Annotated in this window: 15 protein-coding genes; 4 read left to right on the top strand and 11 right to left on the bottom strand. The window is 71.0% G+C overall.

The annotated features are described in order from the left end of the window. Positions 1 to 24 precede the first annotated feature (24 nt). Complete coding sequence (gene rlmB / locus OH804_RS30100; protein ID WP_196920053.1) at positions 25 to 1,158, bottom strand: 23S rRNA (guanosine(2251)-2'-O)-methyltransferase RlmB; 1,134 nt, start codon at positions 1,156 to 1,158, stop codon at positions 25 to 27. Continuing rightward, on the bottom strand, positions 1,158 to 2,573 hold the full coding sequence (gene cysS / locus OH804_RS30095; RefSeq protein ID WP_196920054.1) for a cysteine--tRNA ligase: 1,416 nt from the start codon (positions 2,571 to 2,573) through the stop codon (positions 1,158 to 1,160). Before cysS ends, rlmB begins: the two co-directional genes overlap by 1 nt. 258 nt (positions 2,574 to 2,831) lie before the next feature. Here cysS and OH804_RS30090 point away from each other — a divergent pair, with 258 nt between their 5' ends. After that, the gene (locus OH804_RS30090) at positions 2,832 to 3,497 is read left to right on the top strand and encodes an IclR family transcriptional regulator (RefSeq protein ID WP_406066730.1); all 666 of its coding nucleotides are present in this window, start codon (positions 2,832 to 2,834) and stop codon (positions 3,495 to 3,497) included. 1,017 nt (positions 3,498 to 4,514) lie between these two features. Beyond that, a complete protein-coding gene (locus tag OH804_RS30085; RefSeq protein ID WP_406060987.1) occupies positions 4,515 to 5,069 on the top strand; it encodes an endonuclease domain-containing protein in 555 nt (184 codons plus the stop codon). A gap of 230 nt (positions 5,070 to 5,299) precedes the next feature. Here OH804_RS30085 and OH804_RS30080 read toward each other — a convergent pair whose 3' ends face one another. The 3 genes from OH804_RS30080 to OH804_RS30070 form a co-directional block, all read right to left on the bottom strand. Continuing rightward, complete coding sequence (locus tag OH804_RS30080) at positions 5,300 to 6,988, bottom strand: S8 family serine peptidase (RefSeq protein WP_196920056.1); 1,689 nt, start codon at positions 6,986 to 6,988, stop codon at positions 5,300 to 5,302. A gap of 56 nt (positions 6,989 to 7,044) precedes the next feature. Next, the gene (locus OH804_RS30075; protein ID WP_406066728.1) at positions 7,045 to 7,743 is read right to left on the bottom strand and encodes an HAD family hydrolase; all 699 of its coding nucleotides are present in this window, start codon (positions 7,741 to 7,743) and stop codon (positions 7,045 to 7,047) included. A 78-nt stretch (positions 7,744 to 7,821) separates the two neighbouring features. Beyond that, positions 7,822 to 8,787, bottom strand: a complete 966-nt coding sequence (locus OH804_RS30070; RefSeq protein ID WP_406060985.1) for an EamA family transporter — start codon at positions 8,785 to 8,787, stop codon at positions 7,822 to 7,824. Between the two features lie 71 nt (positions 8,788 to 8,858). On the opposite strand from OH804_RS30070, the gene OH804_RS30065 reads away from it, so the two are divergent. Further along, complete coding sequence (locus tag OH804_RS30065; RefSeq protein WP_406060983.1) at positions 8,859 to 9,419, top strand: CGNR zinc finger domain-containing protein; 561 nt, start codon at positions 8,859 to 8,861, stop codon at positions 9,417 to 9,419. Here the strand turns inward: OH804_RS30065 and OH804_RS30060 are convergent. From OH804_RS30060 to OH804_RS30050, 3 genes are all read right to left on the bottom strand, one after another. Beyond that, entirely contained in the window at positions 9,386 to 9,985 is a 600-nt protein-coding gene (locus OH804_RS30060) for a GNAT family N-acetyltransferase (protein WP_406060981.1), read from the bottom strand. The genes OH804_RS30065 and OH804_RS30060 overlap by 34 nt on opposite strands. A gap of 95 nt (positions 9,986 to 10,080) precedes the next feature. Then, positions 10,081 to 10,263, bottom strand: a complete 183-nt coding sequence (locus OH804_RS30055) for a DUF397 domain-containing protein (RefSeq protein WP_406060979.1) — start codon at positions 10,261 to 10,263, stop codon at positions 10,081 to 10,083. Next, entirely contained in the window at positions 10,254 to 11,066 is an 813-nt protein-coding gene (locus tag OH804_RS30050; RefSeq protein WP_196924677.1) for a helix-turn-helix transcriptional regulator, read from the bottom strand. Before OH804_RS30050 ends, OH804_RS30055 begins: the two co-directional genes overlap by 10 nt. A 383-nt stretch (positions 11,067 to 11,449) precedes the next feature. Here OH804_RS30050 and OH804_RS30045 point away from each other — a divergent pair, with 383 nt between their 5' ends. Then, complete coding sequence (locus OH804_RS30045) at positions 11,450 to 11,740, top strand: hypothetical protein (protein WP_196920061.1); 291 nt, start codon at positions 11,450 to 11,452, stop codon at positions 11,738 to 11,740. Between the two features lie 15 nt (positions 11,741 to 11,755). On the opposite strand, the gene OH804_RS30040 is transcribed toward OH804_RS30045, so the two are convergent. From OH804_RS30040 to OH804_RS30030, 3 genes are all read right to left on the bottom strand, one after another. Continuing rightward, positions 11,756 to 13,165 (bottom strand): class II fumarate hydratase, encoded by a 1,410-nt coding sequence (locus OH804_RS30040; protein ID WP_196920062.1) that lies wholly within the window; start codon positions 13,163 to 13,165, stop codon positions 11,756 to 11,758. A 35-nt stretch (positions 13,166 to 13,200) separates the two neighbouring features. Next, positions 13,201 to 16,182: an AfsR/SARP family transcriptional regulator gene (locus OH804_RS30035; RefSeq protein ID WP_196920063.1), complete on the bottom strand. Its 2,982-nt coding sequence runs from the start codon at positions 16,180 to 16,182 to the stop codon at positions 13,201 to 13,203. A gap of 258 nt (positions 16,183 to 16,440) precedes the next feature. Further along, a complete protein-coding gene (locus tag OH804_RS30030) occupies positions 16,441 to 18,108 on the bottom strand; it encodes a fumarate hydratase (RefSeq protein ID WP_196920064.1) in 1,668 nt (555 codons plus the stop codon). Positions 18,109 to 18,199 lie beyond the last annotated feature (91 nt).

The following is an 18,199-nucleotide window of genomic DNA, read 5'->3' as shown; positions in this document are numbered from 1 at the left end:
GGAGAGGGCCTTCGTCGACGTGCGCTACAGCTCGACGGAGCGCCGGCGGGCGACCTCGGCCAGGGCGACCGCTGCGGCCACGCTGGCGTTGAGCGACTCGACCTCGGAGATCATCGGGATGCTGACGGTCAGGTCGCAGGTCTCCCCGACCAGGCGGGAAAGGCCGCGCCCCTCGGAACCGACCACCACCACCAGCGGACCGACAGCGGCCTCCAGGTTGTAGAGGTCGGTGTCGCCGTCGGCATCCAGGCCGACGACCATGAAGCCGGCGTCGCGGCACGCCTTCAGCGACCGGGTCAGGTTGGTCACCTGCGCCACGGGCACCCGCGCAGCCGCGCCGGCGCTGGTCCGCCAGGCGGTCGCGGTGATCCCGGCGGCGCGACGCTCGGGTACGAAGACACCCTGCGCACCGAACGCGGCAGCCGACCGGATCACGGCGCCCAGGTTGCGCGGGTCGGTGACACCGTCCAGCGCGACCAGCAACGGAGCCTGCTGCTCCAGGGCAGCGGCGACCATGTCCTCGAACGGCTGGTACGCGAAGGGCGGCACCTGCAAGCCGACACCCTGGTGCAGCACTCCGCCGGTCATCCGGTCCAACTCGGCGCGGCTGATCTCCAGGTTGGCGATGCCCCGGTCGGCGGCGGTCCGGATGATCTCGTTGATCCGGTCGTCCATGTCGATGCCCTGGGCGGTGTAGAGCGCCGTCGCCGGCACGTTGGCGCGCAGCGCCTCCAGCACCGGGTTACGCCCGACCAGCAGCTCCGGGGTGTCCTTGGACGGGTTGGACTTGCGCCCCGGCGTGACCCGGGGGCCAGACCGCCCGGTGGGCTTGCCGCCCCGTCCGCCGGTGGCAGCACCCCGACCGACCGGTACGCCCCGACCGCCGCCCCGGCCCCAGGTGGTGTCCTTGCTACCGGGCTGACCGATCTTGGGGGCGCGCCCCTCCTCGGCCGCCGCGCGGCGCTCCTTGTCCTGCTTCCAGGCGGTGCGCTGGGGCAGCTTCTCGGTGCCCGAGTAGCCCTTGTGCCACGGCCGCTCGTCCGCGGGCAGGGTGCGACCCCGCCCGGCCAACGAGTCCTTGTTCTTGCCGCCGGTGCCCTTGGGGGCGCCTGCCTTCGACGTCAGTCGCCGGCCACGGCGCTGCGAGTTGCCGGCCATCAGTCCTGCTCTCCAATAGTCCAACGGGGGCCCTGGGGGGTGTCCTCGACCACCACGCCGGCCAGCTTGAGCTGGTCACGCACCGCATCCGCGGCGGCCCAGTCCTTGCGGCCCCGCGCCTGCGCACGCTGCTCCAGGGCCAGCGCGATCAGGGAGTCCACCACGGCACGAAGATCGTCCGATCGGCCGCCGCCGGTCCAGGCCGGGTCGAGGGGGTCGATCCCGAGAATATCCAGCATTGCCCGCACCACGGCCAGCGTGGTGCGGACGGTCACATCGTCGCCGACGCTCAGCGCGGTGTTGCCGTCCCGAATGTGCTGTTGCAGCACGGCCAGCGCGGCGGACGTGTTGAGGTCGTCGTCCATCGCCGCGACGAAGCCGGCGGGCAGCTCACCGAGCTGCCCACCACCGACCCGCTCGGCGGCCCGCTGCACGAAACCCTCGATCCGCCGGTACGCGGTGGCCGCGTCGCGCAGCGAATCCTCGGAGTAGTCGATCACCGAGCGGTAGTGCGCGGCGGCGTAGTAGTAGCGCAGCTCCACCGGCCGCACCCCGAGCGAGTCCACGTACGCCAGGTCAAGCGCGTTGCCTGCGGACTTGCCCATCTTGGCCCCGCCGATGCTCAGCAGGCCGTGGTGCACCCAGTAGCGGGCGAACGGCAACCCGGCCGCCTTGGACTGGGCGATCTCGTTCTCGTGGTGCGGGAACGTCAGATCCAGGCCACCGCCGTGGATGTCGAACTCCGGACCGAGATAACGCCAGCACATCGCCGAGCACTCGATGTGCCAGCCCGGACGGCCCAGCCCCCACGGCGAGGGCCAGTAGGCGTCCGCCGGCTCGTCCGGTTTGGCGCCCTTCCACAGCGCGAAGTCGCGCGGGTCCCGCTTGCCCCGATCCGGGGCGTCCCCGGCCGACTGCATGGCATCCGGAGACTGACCCGACAGCGACCCGTACGCCGGCCAGGACGCCACGTCGAAGTAGACGTCGCCGGAGCCGTCAGTCGCCGGGTACGCGTGCCCGTCGGCGATCAACTTCGTGATCAGCTCGTGCATCTCCGGGATGTGCCCGGTGGCGCGTGGCTCATAGGTGGGCGGCAGCACGTTCAACGACCGGTACGACTCGGCCAGCAGCAACTCGTTGGCGTACGCGATCGACCAGAACGGCCGACCCTGCTCACCCGCCTTCACCAGAAGCTTGTCGTCGATGTCGGTCAGGTTGCGGATGAAGGTGACCTCGTAGCCGGCGGCCAGCAGCCAACGGCGCAGCACGTCGTAGTTGACGCCGGAGCGAAGATGACCGATGTGCGGCGGGGCCTGGAGGGTGAGACCACACAGGTAGACCCCCACCTTGCCGGCTTCCCGCGGGACGAAGTCCCGCACCGATCGGGTGGCGGTGTCATACAGGCGTAGCGTCACCGTACAAGGGTAGCTGTCCGTGCCTGTCCGGGTCCGCCGGTGCCGGGTCGTACGCTGCCAGGCGTGGATGCGACCGCACGCTCCGGTGGCTCCGGTGACCCGCCAGCCAACCCCACCACCCCCACGGACCCGGCCTCCGGGCGGGCCGCCGGGCCGATCGATGCGGCCTTCGGCTCGGCCGACGCAGGTGGAGGGCGAGCCGACGCGGCCTTCGGGCGGGCCTCCGGCTCGGCCGACGCGGCCTCCGGGCCGGCCGAGATTGGCGCGGGACGGACCGACGCGGTTGCCGGGCGGGGCGGGGAGACGTCGCAGACGCTGGACCGGGGGTTGCGGCTGCTGCACCTGGTCGCCGACGCCCCTGGCGGTCTGACCGTCACCGAGGCCGCGAATCGGCTCGGCGTCGGCCGGGCCGCCGTCTACCGACTGGTCAGTGCGCTGACCGGCCACGGCATGCTGCGCCGCGACGGAGACGGTCGGCTGCGCCTCGGAGCCGGGTTGCTGCACCTGGCCCGACGTGCCCAGCCGCTGCTCGCCGAGGGCGCGCTGCCCGCGCTACGCCGCCTCGCCGAACAGGCCGGCGCGACCGCGCATCTGACCGTCGTCGAAGGTGGAGAGGGCGTCGCCCTGGCCGTCGTCGAGCCGAGCTGGACGTCGTTCCACGTCGCGTACCGGGCCGGGGCACGGCATCCACTGGACCGGGGAGCGGCGGGCCGGGCGATCCTGGCCGGCCGAGCCGGGGTGGCGGAGCCGGTGAGCAGCAGTGGAGAGTTGCAGGCCGGGGCGTACGGGGTGGCCGCACCGGTGCTCGGCGTACCCGGCCTGGAGGCCAGCGTCGGCGTGGTCGCGCTCGCCCCACTGGACGTCGACACCATCGGCCCGCAGGTGCTGGCCGCCGCCCGGGCCATCGCCACCGCCCTCAGCTGACCCCGAGCGCCGACCCACCTCACCCCCGGGCCCCCTCGCCGCCGCCCACCGCCCGCTCCCGTGGCTTGATCAACTCGGGTTCACGGAAGTCGCGGTGTCCCAGAGCCGGCGACCGCCCGACTTCCAGGAACGCGAGTGGATCACGGCACATCGGCGGCCCGAATGCCTGATTGGTCGGCCACTCCGCCGGTGCCATAGCACGATCGACAGGCGGATTCGTGGTTGTCCACAGGTCCGGCGGCACGCGCGGGCCGGGTTGTCCACAGGGGTTTCGGTGGCCGGTCGGCGGTCGGCACGCTGCTCGACATGCCCCCACGTCCGCATCGCCCCGATGCCCTGGCCTGGCAGGTCTTCCGCGGCTCCGACGCTGTCCGGGACGGCCTGCTCACCGAACATCAGCTGCGCAACTCCGCCTGGGTGCGGTTGCGCCACGACATCTACGCCGATTCGCGGCTGGACCGGGACCACGCCCTCGCGTGTCGCGCCGCCCTCCTCCGGCTCCCACCCGGAGTGGTGGTCGGCGGTCCGTCGGCCGCCTACCTGCACGGCGTCCAACATGCCGCGAGCTTCACCGACGATGTGCACGTCCTCGTGCCCCGACCGCTGCGGATCGGCCCACAGCGCGGCCTCCGCGTGCACGTCAACGCCATCATCCCGCTGATGGCGAGTGAGAGCGCTGAGCTGGCCGCGCCAACCACACGACGACCGGCAGGCACGAGACGACCATCAGACGCAGGCCGGCCACCAGACGCAGGCCGCCAATCAGCCATGAGTCGACCGCCAAACGCAGGCCGACTCCCAGGTGCAGGCCGACCGCCGGACGCAGAACGACCGCCGAGCGCAGAACGTCCACGTGATGCAGGGCGACCTACGGGAGTAGGCCGCCCACCTGCCGGGGGATTGTCGCCACGCCCAGCACGGCACCTGTCCCGCCCGGCCACCGTGTCCGTCGGAGCAGGGGGCATGGTGGCGGCCGGTAGGGGCGATGGGTGGGCGGCGGCGAGCACGCCCAGGACCATGGGGCGGGACTTCCCAATCGCCCGATCCGACCCCGGGCGGGCCGCCTGGGAGACGGCGGTCTGGCTCGACCCGGTCCGGGCGGTCGCCATAGTCGACTCGCTGCTCGGGCAGGGGCTGGCCGAACGCGACACCCTGACCGCCATGGCTGCCCGCAATGCTGACCGGCCCGGTGGGCGACGAGCACGTTGGGTGTTCGACCTGGCCGACGGCGGAGCCGAGTCTCCGCCGGAGTCACAGCTGCGCGTGCGGTTGGTGCTGGGTGGGCTGCCGCGCCCAGCGGTTCAACATCCGGTACGCCTGCCCACCGGCGTTGTTCTGCACCCCGATCTGGCCTGGCCGCAGTACCGGGTAGCGGTCGAATACGACGGGAAGTGGCACTCCGACCCGGAGCAACTGCACCGCGATCGCCGTCGGCTGAATCAGCTGGTCGCCGCGGGTTGGCTGGTCCTGCACGTGACCAGCCGACGGCTGCACGGCGAGTTTCCGGCGGTGCTTCGAGAGGTACGCGACGCGCTGGCCAGCCGTGGCTGGCGACAGGGATCGCCCAGATGACCAGGATCAACTCGGGTTCCTGGAAACCGCGCCATCCTTCAGGCGCCAACACCGCGCCTTCAAGGAAACCGAGTCGATCATGGCCGCGCGTCGGGCGACGGCGCTGGGCGTCGGGCGTCGGGCGACGGCCGGTGACAACAGGCCCAGACGACCCGGGGCCCGGTCGACGACGTGTCGACCGGGCCCCGGGGGACGGTGGCGGTTGGGCCGCCACCGCAGTGCGATGTGCGTTACGGGCGGGCGTTCGGCTTGAGCGGGGTCTTCACCGCCGCGTAGGCGTCGACGATCCCGTAGCCGTAGAAGCCGTTGAAGTTGACCCCACCGGCGCAGTACGCGTCGTAGGTCTCGTCCCGGCCCTCGTTGCGGTACTGCTGAAGGCGCGGCTCCGGGCAGGCGTGCTCGGCGGCCGTGCGGTAGAGGTGCTGCTCGACCTGGTCCGGCGACATGCCGAAGCCAGTCCGACCCTGCGCCTTGCCGTACCGGCTGACGATCAGCGCGGCGACACCGGCGGCGTGCGGGGACGCCATCGAGGTGCCCTGGAGGTACGTGTAGTAGCCGCACTCACCGTTGGCCTTGCACTGCTTGAAGACCGAGTTCTCGAAGCCGGCGACGATGTTGCCGTCGGCGTCGACCGACTCCTCCTCCTGAAGCACGTGCTTCGGGTACGAGGAGAGGATCATGTTGGCGTCGGTACGGAAGGTGTCGGTGCCGAAGCCGTCCCGGAACCAACCACCCGGCGCGGCGACCGAGATCTGCTCAGTGCCGTAGTTGGAGAAGTCCGACTTCTTGCCGGACGGGCCGACCGACGAAACACCGATCACGTGCGGGCCCTCGGTGGGCAGGTCCCAGCAGCTCTCGTTGTCGATCGGTCGCGGGTACGGGGCGGCGCCGTAGTCGGGGCTGGTGACGTCGGTACGCGGCGCGCCCAGGTCCTCGTTGTTGTTGCCGAGCGCACCGACGAGGGTGACGCCCTTGTTGTGCGCGAAGATCAGCGCCCGCTTCATCGCCTTGATGATGGCCCGCTGCTCGGCCTGGTCCTCGGGCGAGTCGGCCGGGTTGGCGGTGCAGTTGTAGAGCCACGGGTCGACGTAGAACGACATGTTGACCACGTCGATGCCGGACCGGCCGGCGTAGACCAGCGCGTTGACCACCGGGTCGAGGAAGAAGTAGCCGGAGTCCTGGCCGCCCTTGAGCTCGACCAGCGAGACGTTCGGGGCGACGCCGGAGAGGCCGAAGCCGTTGGCCGCGGCGCCGATGGTGCCGGCCACGTGGGTGCCGTGCCCGCCGTCGTCGGTGCCGACCGGGTCGAGGCAGCTCGACACCTCGCAGGGGCCGTCCACGTCGGTCAGGTCGGGCGCGAAGTTGCGCGACAGCGACCAGTTGAAGTTCGGCGCGATGTCCGGGTTGCTGGCGTCGACGCCGGTGTCCAGTACGCCGACGGTCACCCGACGGTCGCCCGGCTCGATCTTGCGGGCCTTATCGGCCTGGATCATCTCCAGACCCCACAGCTTGTCATCGAGCGGATCGAGCTTGGCGCCCTTCTTGGCAGCACCGGCAGCACCGGCACGGGCACCGGCCGTCAGGTGCTCCTGCTCGACCCGGTCCAGCTTCGGCTTGCGGCCGATGGCCTTCTGCTCGGCGGCGCCGATAAGCGTCGGCGCGGCGGTCGCCCTGGTCGCGAAGTCGGCCCGGTCGCTGCTGACCTGGAACATCCCGACCTCGTCGGACCGGGACACGACAGTGCCGCCAGCTGCCCGGATCGCGGCGATGGCCGTGTCGGCGGCGACGCCATCCTCGGCGACGACGGTGAAGGTGCGGGAGTCGCTCGGCGCGGCGTTGGCCGGTACACCCAACCCCGTAGCCGTAAGTGCCAGCACTGCCGCGGTCGCGACCGTGCGGGCGGTGAAGCGCTTGCTCACCACATCGGATCCTCTCGTTGAGGGACGTGGCAGCCATCACACAACATCGTTTCGGATTACGCCAGTTGAGCGCCCGTTATGGCAGTGAATCTCGCCAGTGCGGCCGGCAGATCGGCCATGCTGGAGACCTCGGCGTCGGGCGTGCAGCCGGGTGGGCGGGGCAGGCCGAGCCGGTTCAGCCACACCGACCGCAGGCCGGCCCGCTGAGGCGCCACCACGTCGTGCTCCCACGAGTCGCCGACGTACACGATCTGCCCGGCTGGCACCCTGGCCGCCGCGACGACAGCGGCGTAGAACTCCGGGGCCGGCTTCTTGGGCAGGCCGTTCTCGTGCGCGTACAACTCGAAGGCGAACTCGCCATCGAGCCCACACCGTTCGGCGCGGCTGTTGCCGTTGGTGGCGAAGCCCAGCGTGTACTGGCGGCGCAGCGTGGCCAGCGCTGGCGGTACGTCGGGAAACGGTCGGGTGAGAGCGAAGCGCTGGGCGAAGAAGAGGTCGGCGATCTCGTCCAGGTGGTAGACCAGCGCGGCGCGGGCCAGCGACCGTGCCAGTGCGGCGCGCCGGATCTCCGTCACCGGGGCGCTCAGTTCGCCGAAGACCGCGCGCCAGTCCGACTCCAGGTCGGCGAGCGTCACCCCGGCCGCCGCCGATGTGCGTCGCCGCATCTCGTCGAGGACGGCCATCAGCCCGCCCGTGACCGCCGGACGCAGGTCCAGCAGCGTCTCGTCAGCATCGAACACCACAGTGGTCAGCACGACGCCCACTCTTTCACCGACCGTCGAACTCACCGCCCGCCGACAAGCGCCGACCATCAGGAGTAGGACCGCCGAACCTCACCGCCCGTCGAGCGCCAGTTCGGGCTCGGGTGTGACCGGCGCGGGCGTCGCGGGCGACCCTCGCAACTCGTCGAGGCGTACCAGGGCGACTCCGGCGACGATCAGCGCGCCGCCGAACAACTGCCAGCCGGTGGGCAGCTCGTTCAGGAAGAGCCAGGCGATCAGCACCGCGAAGAGCACCTCGGTCAGTCCGACGAACGACGACAGGCGGGGGCCGAGGATCCGGGTGCCGGCGATCCCGGCGAGGTACGCGATGACGGCGGCCACCAGCGACAGCCCGGCGATGGGCACCAACCAGCTGGTGGGCTGCCCGGCGAAGGTGACCTCGCCGAAGGTGGCGTGCAGCGGCAGCAGGCCGGTCAGCCCGATGAGGAGCAGCACGGCGGCGCCGACGGCCATTCCGCCGCTGGCCATGGCGACCGAGGGCAGCCGGGGGTCGACCCGGCCGGCGAGCACGAAGTATCCGGCCAGGCCGAACGCCGCGCCCAACCCCCAGAGCACGCCCACCGGGTGGAAGTCGGCGGTGCCGGCGAGGTCGAGTACGAACGCCAACCCGGCCAGTGCGGCCACCGACCCGGCGACGGTGAGTCGGCGGGGCGGCTGCCCGTGCCGTAGCCACATCCAGACCACGACGAGGATGATGCCCAGGTATTCCAGCAGCAGCGCGACACCGACGGGCAGGTAGCGCACGGCGTTGAAGAAGCACACCTGGGCCAGCGCCACTCCGAGGAGCCCGAACAACCCGATGGAGGTGGCGTTGCTCCGCAGCACGTCCCATTTGCCTCGCAGCGACAGCAGGGCCGGGATCGCCAGCACCAGGGCGGCCACGCCGACGCGGGCGATCACCGCGGCTTCGGCCGACCAGCCGGCGTCGATGAGCGACCGTGCGAAGGTTCCGGAGGTGGCGAAGGTGACTGCGGAGAGCAGCGCCAACCCGACGCCGGCAGCAGGTCGTGAGTGCATGTCGCGCTCCTCGGGATGGGCACCATGTCATGAGCAAACTATCCTCGTGCTGATGACGCTAGGCGGAAGCCATGACAGGAGTCAAGTTGCTATTCGCTCATGACACCGAGTGTTCGCTGATCGCCGCCGCGGCGCTGGTCAACACCGCGGGTCGGGACGGTGAATTACTGCCCGACATCGCGGCGCTGGACGCGTTCTTCGTCCGCTACTCCTACAGCGGCCGGCACGAGCACACCGACGCCGAACTGCGGGCGGTCCGGGACCTGCGGCCCCAACTGCGCCGCATCTGGTACGCCGAGCCACCCGAGATCGTCGCGGTGGTCAACGGCCTGCTGCTGGAGCACAAGGCGCTCCCCCAGCTCATCGAGCACGACGACGAGCCGTACCACCTGCACGCCGTGCCCCGCGACGCGCCGCTGGCCACCCGGATCGCCGTGGAGGCCGCCATGGCGATGGCCGACCTGGTCCGTACCGGCGAGCTGAGCCGGCTGCGGATCTGCGAATACCCGGACTGCGACAACGTGGTCGTCGACCTGTCCCGCAACCGGTCCCGGCGGTTCTGCGAGGCCGGCTGCGGCAACCGCGCGGCGGTGACCGCCTACCGCGCCCGCCGAGCCGCCGGCCGTTCCTGACCGACTGTCGCCCACTCCTCGGCCCGCACCTCGTACTCCACCTCGCCCTGCTCGGTGCCCGGGATCGGGTCGTCCCACTGGAGGTGGAAGGTCCGCACGTAGTGCAGCCCGGCCTTCACCATCACCCGCCGGGAGCGTTCGTTGACCGCCATCGTCTCGGCCCAGACCCGACGCAGCCCGACCGTGTCGAAGGCGTACCGGACCAGCGCCCGCGACCCCTCGGTGGCCAGCCCTCGCCCCCACGTCGAGCGGCGCAACCGGTAGCCCAACTCGGCCTCCGTGCCGTCCTCCGACGGGTCCAACGCGAACCAACCCAGGAACTCGCCGGACTCCCGGTCGTGCGCCGCCCACCGACCCAGCCCGGGATACCTGTCGTACTGGGCCAGCAACCTCGGCAACTGCTCATCGCGCACGGTGGCCGGCGGGGTCGCGACGCCACCGGTGAGGAAGCGCATCACCTCGGGGTCGCTGTCCAGCTCGACCAGCGCGTCCACGTCGGCCATGGTCAGCCGCCGCAACCGCAGCCGCTCGGTCCCCGCCGGCACACCCGCGCCATCGTCACCCATAGCCCGGATCATCCGTCCCGCTCAGGACCTCGTCGAGCCGTTTACCGGGCCAGGTGCGCGGAACCCAAAACGCCGTCGCGGGCGAGGCGGTCGGGTCAGCGCGGGGGCGCGCTCACAAAGAGCCGCCAGGAGTACGCGTCGACAACGAGCACGGGTCCGTCCGAGTCCTTGCTGTCTCGCACCCCGACCACGTCCCCGAGATTCGTCGCCACCTCGACGCACTGGTCGTTGGAACCACTCCGGCTGCTCTTACGCCATCGGGCTCGGGTCAACTCCACGACTCTGCCACTTCCCTCAACAACTCGATCGACTCCTGCGGTGGCAACGCCTGCCCGAGGGTAGCTTCCCAGGTCCGTTGTAGACGCAACAGATCCGCAGGTCGATCGAGTTCCTGACCGCCGATCTGGCCACCAAGGTAGGCAAGATCGCTATGGTCGTCCACGGTGGCAAGGATGAATGGCCCGTTCAGGCCGGGATACTCCTCGGCCGAGCGAGGCACCACATGGAGCTGAACCCGCGGATGCTCGGTCGCCAAACGCGCCAGGTGCAGAGACTGCTCGCACATGACCTTCCGACCGCCGACGCGTCGCCTCAGCACCGACTCGTCGAGCACCGCGACCACATGCGGCGGGCGATCTTCGTAGAGGACTCGCTGGCTGTCCATCCGATCCGTCAGGCGACGCTCGACCTCGTCGGCGTCGAGCAGTCGGTCTGACTCGAAGATGGCGCGGGCATAGCCTTCGGTTTGCAGCAGCCCAGGGACATGCAGCGGGTCGAACCATCGCAGCGCCCGCGCCTCCGCGAGGATCGCGCGCCAGCCGCGCAGCCAGGGCTGTGCCCGGTCCAGGCTGACCAGTTCGGTGGACATCCGGCCGAAGAGGCCGCCGGTTTCCAGTGCGCGGTCGACGAGTTCCAGGTACTTGGCGGTGGGCGGCTGCTGGCCCAACTCGACGGCGCTGACCATCGACGCCGAGTAGTTCACCGCCTTGGCCAGCTCGTCCTGACTCCAGCCGCGTCGGACCCGCGCCCGGCGCAGCTCCGCGATCAGGAACGCCGCCGCCGTCATCTGTCCATCGGCCATGCCGTGCCCGCCCTCCACCCCGCAGACGATCATCTCCAGCCGGCCGCCAGCGGCGGTGCCACCCGAAACAGGGCGACTATGACGACGCGGCCAAACCCTTCCGACCGTAGTCGCCTGATCACCAGACTGTGAAGCGCGGCACCGCTCCCCGTCCCCCGGGATCTGCCGGCGCCGCACGGGACCGCCCGCTCCCCCGTGCCGGGCGGTCCCACCTCCCAGCCCGCCCTGACCGACCACACAAGATCGTGCTCGATCGTGGAAGTAGTGGGGTCCTGACGGGCGGATACCACTCCATCCTGGATCGAGCACGATCTTGAGGTGGCACCCCCACCGGGGCGCGGGGTGATGCCACAAACGAGTCAGCTCGAAAGGACCGCAACACCATGTCCCGGACCGCCCTGGACGACAGCGCGACCCCAGTCCCTCGACCGCACCTGCCGCTGCGACCGCTCTGGCTCTGCCGGGTCTGCGCCGCGCCCTGGCCGTGCCCGGTCGCCCGGCTCACCCTGCGCCGGGAGTATGCGCACGACCGGATCGGGTTGAGCGTCTACCTGTGCAGTGTCCTGCACGAGGCGGCTGCCGACCTGTACCGCCTGAACCCGCACGACGGCCCGGACCCCGCCGCGCTCTTCACCCGCTTCCTCGGCTGGGCGAGACCACGGCACCTGCCCTGAGCAGGGCAGGACGAGTCAGGGGTGGGTCATCCGGAGCAGGTCCAACGTCTCGTCCAACTGAGTCTCGGTGAGCTTGCCGGAGTCGACGTGACCCCGGGAGATCACCACCTCGCGGATCGAGGTCTGCTTGGCCAGCGCCTCCTTGGCGATCGACGCGGCCTCGTCGTACCCCAGGTAGCGGTTGAGTGGGGTGACGATCGACGGTGAGCCCTCGGCGTACGCCAGACAGACCTCGGCGTCCGCGACCAGGCCGACCACCAGCCGGTCGGCGAAGAGCCGGCTCACCGCGGAGAGCAGCCGGATCGACTCCAACAGGTTGCGGCCCATCACGGGGAGCATCACGTTCAGCTCGAAGTCGCCCTGCGAGCCGGCGAACCCGACCGCGGCGTCGTTGCCGATCACCTGGGCGCAGACCTGCCGCATCGCCTCGGCGACCACCGGGTTGACCTTGCCCGGCATGATCGACGAGCCGGGCTGGAGGTCGGGGATGCGCAGCTCACGCAGACCGGCGCGGGGGCCGGAGCCCATCCAGCGGATGTCGTTGGCGATCTTGTAGAGGCCGATCGCCAGGGTCCGCAACTGCCCCGAGGTCTCCACCAGCGCGTCCCGCGCGCCCTGCGCCTCGAAGTGGTTACGCGCCTCGCTCAGCGGCAACCCGGTCGACTCGCGCAGCTTGTCGATGACGGCGGCGGCGAAGCCGAGCGGTGTGTTGATTCCGGTGCCCACGGCGGTGCCGCCCAGCGGCAGCTCGGCCAGTCGGGGCAGCGCGCCCTCCAGCCGTTCGATCCCGTAGCGGACCTGGGCGGCGTACCCGCCGAACTCCTGACCGAGGGTGACCGGCGTGGCGTCCATCAGGTGCGTACGCCCGGCCTTGACCACCGTCTCGAACTCCGCGGCCTTGGCCTCCAACGCGGCAGCCAGGTGCGCCAGCGACGGCAGCAGGTCCTCCACGATGAACTGGGTGGCCGCCAGGTGGATCGAGGACGGGAAGACGTCGTTGCTCGACTGGGAGGCGTTGACGTGATCGTTCGGGTGCACGGCTGAGCCCAGCTCACGGCTGGCCAGGGTGGCGATCACCTCGTTGGTGTTCATGTTCGACGACGTGCCCGAGCCGGTCTGGAACACGTCCACCGGGAACTGGTCGTCGTAACCACCGTCGGCCACGTGCGCGGCGGCGGCGGCGATGGCGGCGGCGACGTTGGCGTCGATCACGCCCAGCTCACCGTTGACCTCGGCCGCCGCGCCCTTGATCTGGGCGAGGGCCTTGATCTGGGCCGGTTCGAGCCCTCGGCCGGAAATCGGGAAATTCTGCACGGCACGCTGGGTCTGCGCCCGCCACAGCGCCTCGGCGGGCACCTCCACCTCGCCCATCGAGTCGCGTTCGATGCGGTAACCGGTCGCCTCTGGAGTCGTCACGCGTACCATCCTGCCGCGCCCGTGGCCGACTCGCAGATGATCCGTCAGCCCAACTCGGTCAGCAGCCGTTCCACCTCGTGCTGGTCCGGCGACTCGACCTGCCGGAACAGCGCCAGCGCCTGCTCCAGGTGCGCGCGGGCGGCCGCCGGATCGGTGGCGCGTACGCAGCGGGCGATGCCCTCCAACGCCCGGGCCTTCTCGTAGCGGGCACCGAGCCGGCTGGCGTCGGCGAGCACCCGGCGGTGCAGGTCGAGCGCGCTGACGGCATCACCCTGCTCCAGCATCGCCCGGGCCAGCAGGTTCCGGGAGGCGCACTGACCGATCCGGTCGCCGGCGTCCACCATCGCCACCAGTGCTTCCCGGTGCAGGGCGGCCGCACGATCCGGCTGTCCGGCGACGCGTTCCATCACGGCGATCTCGTTGAGCACCTCGCCCTCGCCGAACCGATTACCGCCCAGCCGCTTGAGGTACAGCGCCGAGCGCAGCAGACGGCGGGCCGGGCCCAGGTCACCCATCCGGTGCCGGATCATGGCGAGATGCCCCATCGCGTTGTTGGTCTGCCGGAGGTCCCTCGTCTGCCGGGCCAGCAGGAGGTGCAGCCGAGCCAGACGCAACGCCTCGTCGTACCGACCCCAGCCGATCAACGTGTAGGACCGGTTGTTCAACAGATTGGTCAGCGCGTCTGCGTCCTCCGGACCCCGGATCAGGCCGAACGCCTCGTCGAACTTCACCTCAGCCTGCCGAAGGTCGCCGTTCGCGGCGTACGAGACGCCCAGGTTCCAGAGCGTGGTGAGCAGGTCGCCGCGTAGCCCGATGCGGCGGCGCAAACTGAGCGCCAACTCCATCGCTCTGATCGCCTCCGGGAGCCGGGCCAGTCGGAAGTACGCCGAGGAGACGTAGTTCAACATCGTGGCTATGGCCGCCTCGTCGCCCAGCCGCTCGGCGACACGAAGCCCGATCGTGTGGGTCTCGATCAGCTCATCGAGGTGCCCACCGTCGAAGTTGAGCCGCCAGCAGGCCCGGGCCAACTGCCAACACTGGACCGGAAAGCCCTCCTCCTCGGCCACCCGGACCAGTGCGGTGAGACCGGCGTGGTTCTCCTCGAACCACGCCCGCCCCTCGAACACCGGGGCGGCCAGCAGATCGGGTCGGCCGGGCGTGTGCGCGGGGATACTGCGGCGACTGCCCGCCGCCTCGAGCATCCGGGCAATGGCCAACGTGACGGACAGGTGATGGTCCAGCAGCCGCTCGAGGGCGGCACGGCGCTCCGGCTGCCATTCCGGCGCGGCGAGCAGCAGCCGGGCATACTCCCGGAGCAGATCGTGTAACCGGTACCGACCGGGCTGCACCTCCTCCACCAGGTGGGCGTCGACCAGCTCATCCAGCAGTTCCTGGGTGTCGGTCAGGGGCAGCCCGGCGAGGGCCGCGGCCACCCGACTGTCCAGGCGTCCGCTCGGATACAGGCCGAGCAGCGGAAACAGCCGCTGCGCCGACGGTGAGATCTGCGCGTACGACAGGGCGAACGCCTGCCCGACCGAACGTTGCCCCGCGGTCAGCTCGGCCAGCGGGCCAGCCCCGGCGACCAGCCGCTCAGCAAGGTCGGCGACCTGCCAGCGAGGCCGGTGCGCCAGCCGCGCGCCGGCCAGCCGGATGGCGAGCGGTAGATGGCCGCAGCGGCGCGCCACCTCGGCCGCGGCTTCCGGCTCGGCGGCGATCCGCTCCATGCCAGCCACCCGTCCAAGCAGCTCTATCGCCTCGTCGGCGTCGAGTACGGGCAGCGACGACGGGCGGCCCTCGTCCAGCCCGACCAGACGGCGACGACTGGTGATCAGCACCAGGCAGTGCGAGCCGTTGGGCAGCAGCGGTGCCACCTGGTCGGCGGTGCCCGCGTTGTCCAGCACCACCAGGGCGCGCAGGCCAGCCAGCTCCGTGCGCCACAGCGCCAGCCGATCGTCCATGTTCTCCGGTATCCGCTCCGCCGACACACCGAGCTGGCGCAGCAGGGCGGCCACGGCCGTGGCCGGTGTCAGCGGGCGGCGCTCACTGTGCCCGTGCAGGTCGATGAAGAGCTGGGCGTCCGGGTAGCGGTCGGCGAGGGCGGTTGCGACGTGCACCGCGAGCGTTGTCTTGCCGCTGCCGGCCATCCCGTCGATGAGCTGGATGCGGGTGCCGTCCTCATCGATCTCCTTGACCAGGCGGGCCACGGTCTCCTGCCGACCGACGAAGTCACCGATTGCCCGGGGCAGCGAGCGGACCGCTCCAGCGGGTCCGGCCGGTCGGCCGGCCAGGGCCAGGTCACCGGCGAGCACCCGCTGGTGCAGCTCCTGCAACCCGGCGCCCGGCTCGATGCCCAACTCGTCGGCGTAGAACCGCCGGCCCTCCCGGTAGACCGCGAGCGCGTCGGCCTGCCGCCCGACCGAGGACAGCGCCAGCATCAGTTGGCCGCGCAGCCGCTCCCGCAACGGGTGCCGGTCAACGCTCTCGGCGAGTTCCTCAATGAGCTCGGCCGCCTGACCGAGGCGCAGCTCGACGTCAACGCACTCCTCCAGGGCGGTGAGGCGCTGCTCGTCGAGTGCCTGTGCACGACGGCGGACGCTCCCGCTCGGGATTCCGCCGAGCGCCGGCCCGCGCCACAGCGCCAGGGCGGCGCGGAATTCGGCACGGGCGTCGACGAGGCGACCGGCAGTGGCGGCGGCTCGGGCCGCCTCCACGCCCCGGGTGAAGACCTCGGCGTCCAGGTCGGTCGTTCCGGTACGCACGCCGTACCCGGCCGGGTCGGTGACGATGAGGTCCGGTGCCAGGCCGAGTTCGGCGAACCGGCGGCGCAACCGCGACACGCAGGTCTGCAACTGGGCCCGGGCGGTGGCCGGCGGACGCTCCTCCCAGACCGCGTCGATCAGCTCGTCGACCGGCACGAGCCGGCCGGCCCGCAGCAGCAGCATGGCGAGCACGATCCGGTCGCGTCCCGCGGTGACAGTGGACTCGCCACCGCCTACCCGCAGGGGCCCCAGGATCCCGAACCGCATCTGCTCTCCCGCTTCGTGGTGCAACTTCCAGCAGCGTAGTCCGGTGGTAACAGATCGCCTCGGTCAGGCGATAGTGATCTGAGAGTGGATCGACAGCGGTGCTCAGCACACTCACTGTGGGTTGTCGGTGACGGCATCCGACGGGGGCGGTGCGCCCGTCCCACCCCAGCGGGGCGGGCGTACCGATGTCGGCAGAGCGCGGGCGACAGAACGGGCGCCGGGCGAGTTCGCCCGACGCCCGTTCGCGTGCCTGTCGGGTCAGCGGCGGCCGACGGTGAGCACCGGCTTGGTGACCTCGGCGAAGAAGTCGTTTCCCTTGTCGTCGACCACGATGAAGGCGGGGAAGTCCTCCACCTCGATCTTCCAGACCGCCTCCATGCCCAGCTCGGCGTATTCGAGCACCTCGACGTGCTTGATGCAGTCCTGGGCGAGGCGGGCTGCGGGGCCACCGATGGAGCCGAGGTAGAAGCCGCCGTGCTGCTGGCAGGAGCGGGTCACCTGACCGGAACGGTTGCCCTTGGCCAGCATCACCTGCGAGCCGCCGGCGGCCTGGAACTTCTCCACGTAGGCGTCCATCCGGCCGGCGGTGGTCGGGCCGAACGAGCCGGACGCGTACCCCTCGGGGGTCTTCGCCGGGCCGGCGTAGTAGACCGCGTGGTCACGCAGGTACTGCGGCATCGGCTCACCGGCGTCCAACCGCTCGGCGATCTTGGCGTGCGCGATGTCCCGGGCGACCACGAGCGGCCCGGAGAGCGAGAGGCGCGTCTTCACCGGGTACTTCGACAGCTCGGCGCGGATCTCGTCCATCGGCCGGTTCAGGTCGACCCGGACGACCAGCTCGGCGTCGAGCGACTCGTCGGTGACGTCGGGCAGGAACCGCGCCGGGTCGGTCTCGAGCCGCTCCAGCCACACGCCCGACGGGGTGATCTTGGCGACGGCCTGGCGGTCCGCCGAGCAGGAGACGGCGATCGCCACTGGGCAGGACGCGCCGTGCCGGGGCAACCGGACCACCCGTACGTCGTGGCAGAAGTACCGCCCACCGAACTGCGCGCCGATGCCGAAGTTGCGGGTCAGCTCCAGCACCTCCGCCTCCAGCTCCAGGTCGCGGAAGCCGTGGGCGCTCATCGAACCCGCGGTCGGCAGCGCGTCGAGGTACTTGGCGCTGGCGTACTTCGCGGTCTTCAGCGCGTACTCGGCGGAGGTGCCGCCGATGACGATGGCCAGGTGGTACGGCGGGCAGGCGGCGGTGCCGATCAGCCGCAGCTTCTCCTCCAGGAACTGCATCATCCGCGTGGGATTGAGCAGCGCCTTCGTCTCCTGGTAGAGGTACGACTTGTTGGCCGAGCCACCGCCCTTGGCCATGAACAGGAACTTGTACGCGTCGGGGTGCCCGTCCGGGTCCTCGGCGTACAGGTCCACCTGGGCGGGCAGGTTGCTGCCGGTGTTCCGCTCGTCCCACATGGTCAGTGGGGCGAGCTGGGAGTAGCGCAGGTTGAGCCTGGTGTACGCCTGGTAGACGCCCCGGGAGATGGCCTCCGCGTCGGCACCGTCGGTCAGCACGTGCCGACCGCGTTTGCCCATCACGATGGCGGTGCCGGTGTCCTGGCACATGGGCAGGACACCGCCGGCGGCGATGTTGGCGTTGCGCAGCAGATCCAGCGCGACGAACCGGTCGTTCGGCGAGGCCGCCGGGTCGTCGATGATCGCCCGCAGCTGCGCCAGGTGCGCGGGGCGCAGGAAGTGCGCGATGTCGTGCATCGCCTCGGCGGTCAGCGCGGTGAGCGCGGACGGCTCCACGGTGAGGAACCGACGGCCTCCCGGGCCGTGTACGACGTCCACGCCCTCGTCGGTGACCAGGCGGTAGTCCGTCTGGTCCGGGCCGGTCGGCAGCAGAGGGGCGTACGAGAATGCGGCGGCACTGCTCATGAGCGGCAAGCCTAGGGCAGACCGGTCGATCACTCCCACCCGCCGGGCGGGTGCTGGGACGCCGCTCTCATCTACCAGGCGTGCCGGGCCC

Source organism: Micromonospora sp. NBC_00860 (assembly GCF_045207375.1).
Taxonomy (GTDB): Bacteria; Actinomycetota; Actinomycetes; order Mycobacteriales; family Micromonosporaceae; genus Micromonospora; species Micromonospora vinacea.
The sequence above is the reverse complement of the archived record's forward strand: the minus strand, read 5'-3'. Positions and strand labels throughout refer to the sequence as shown.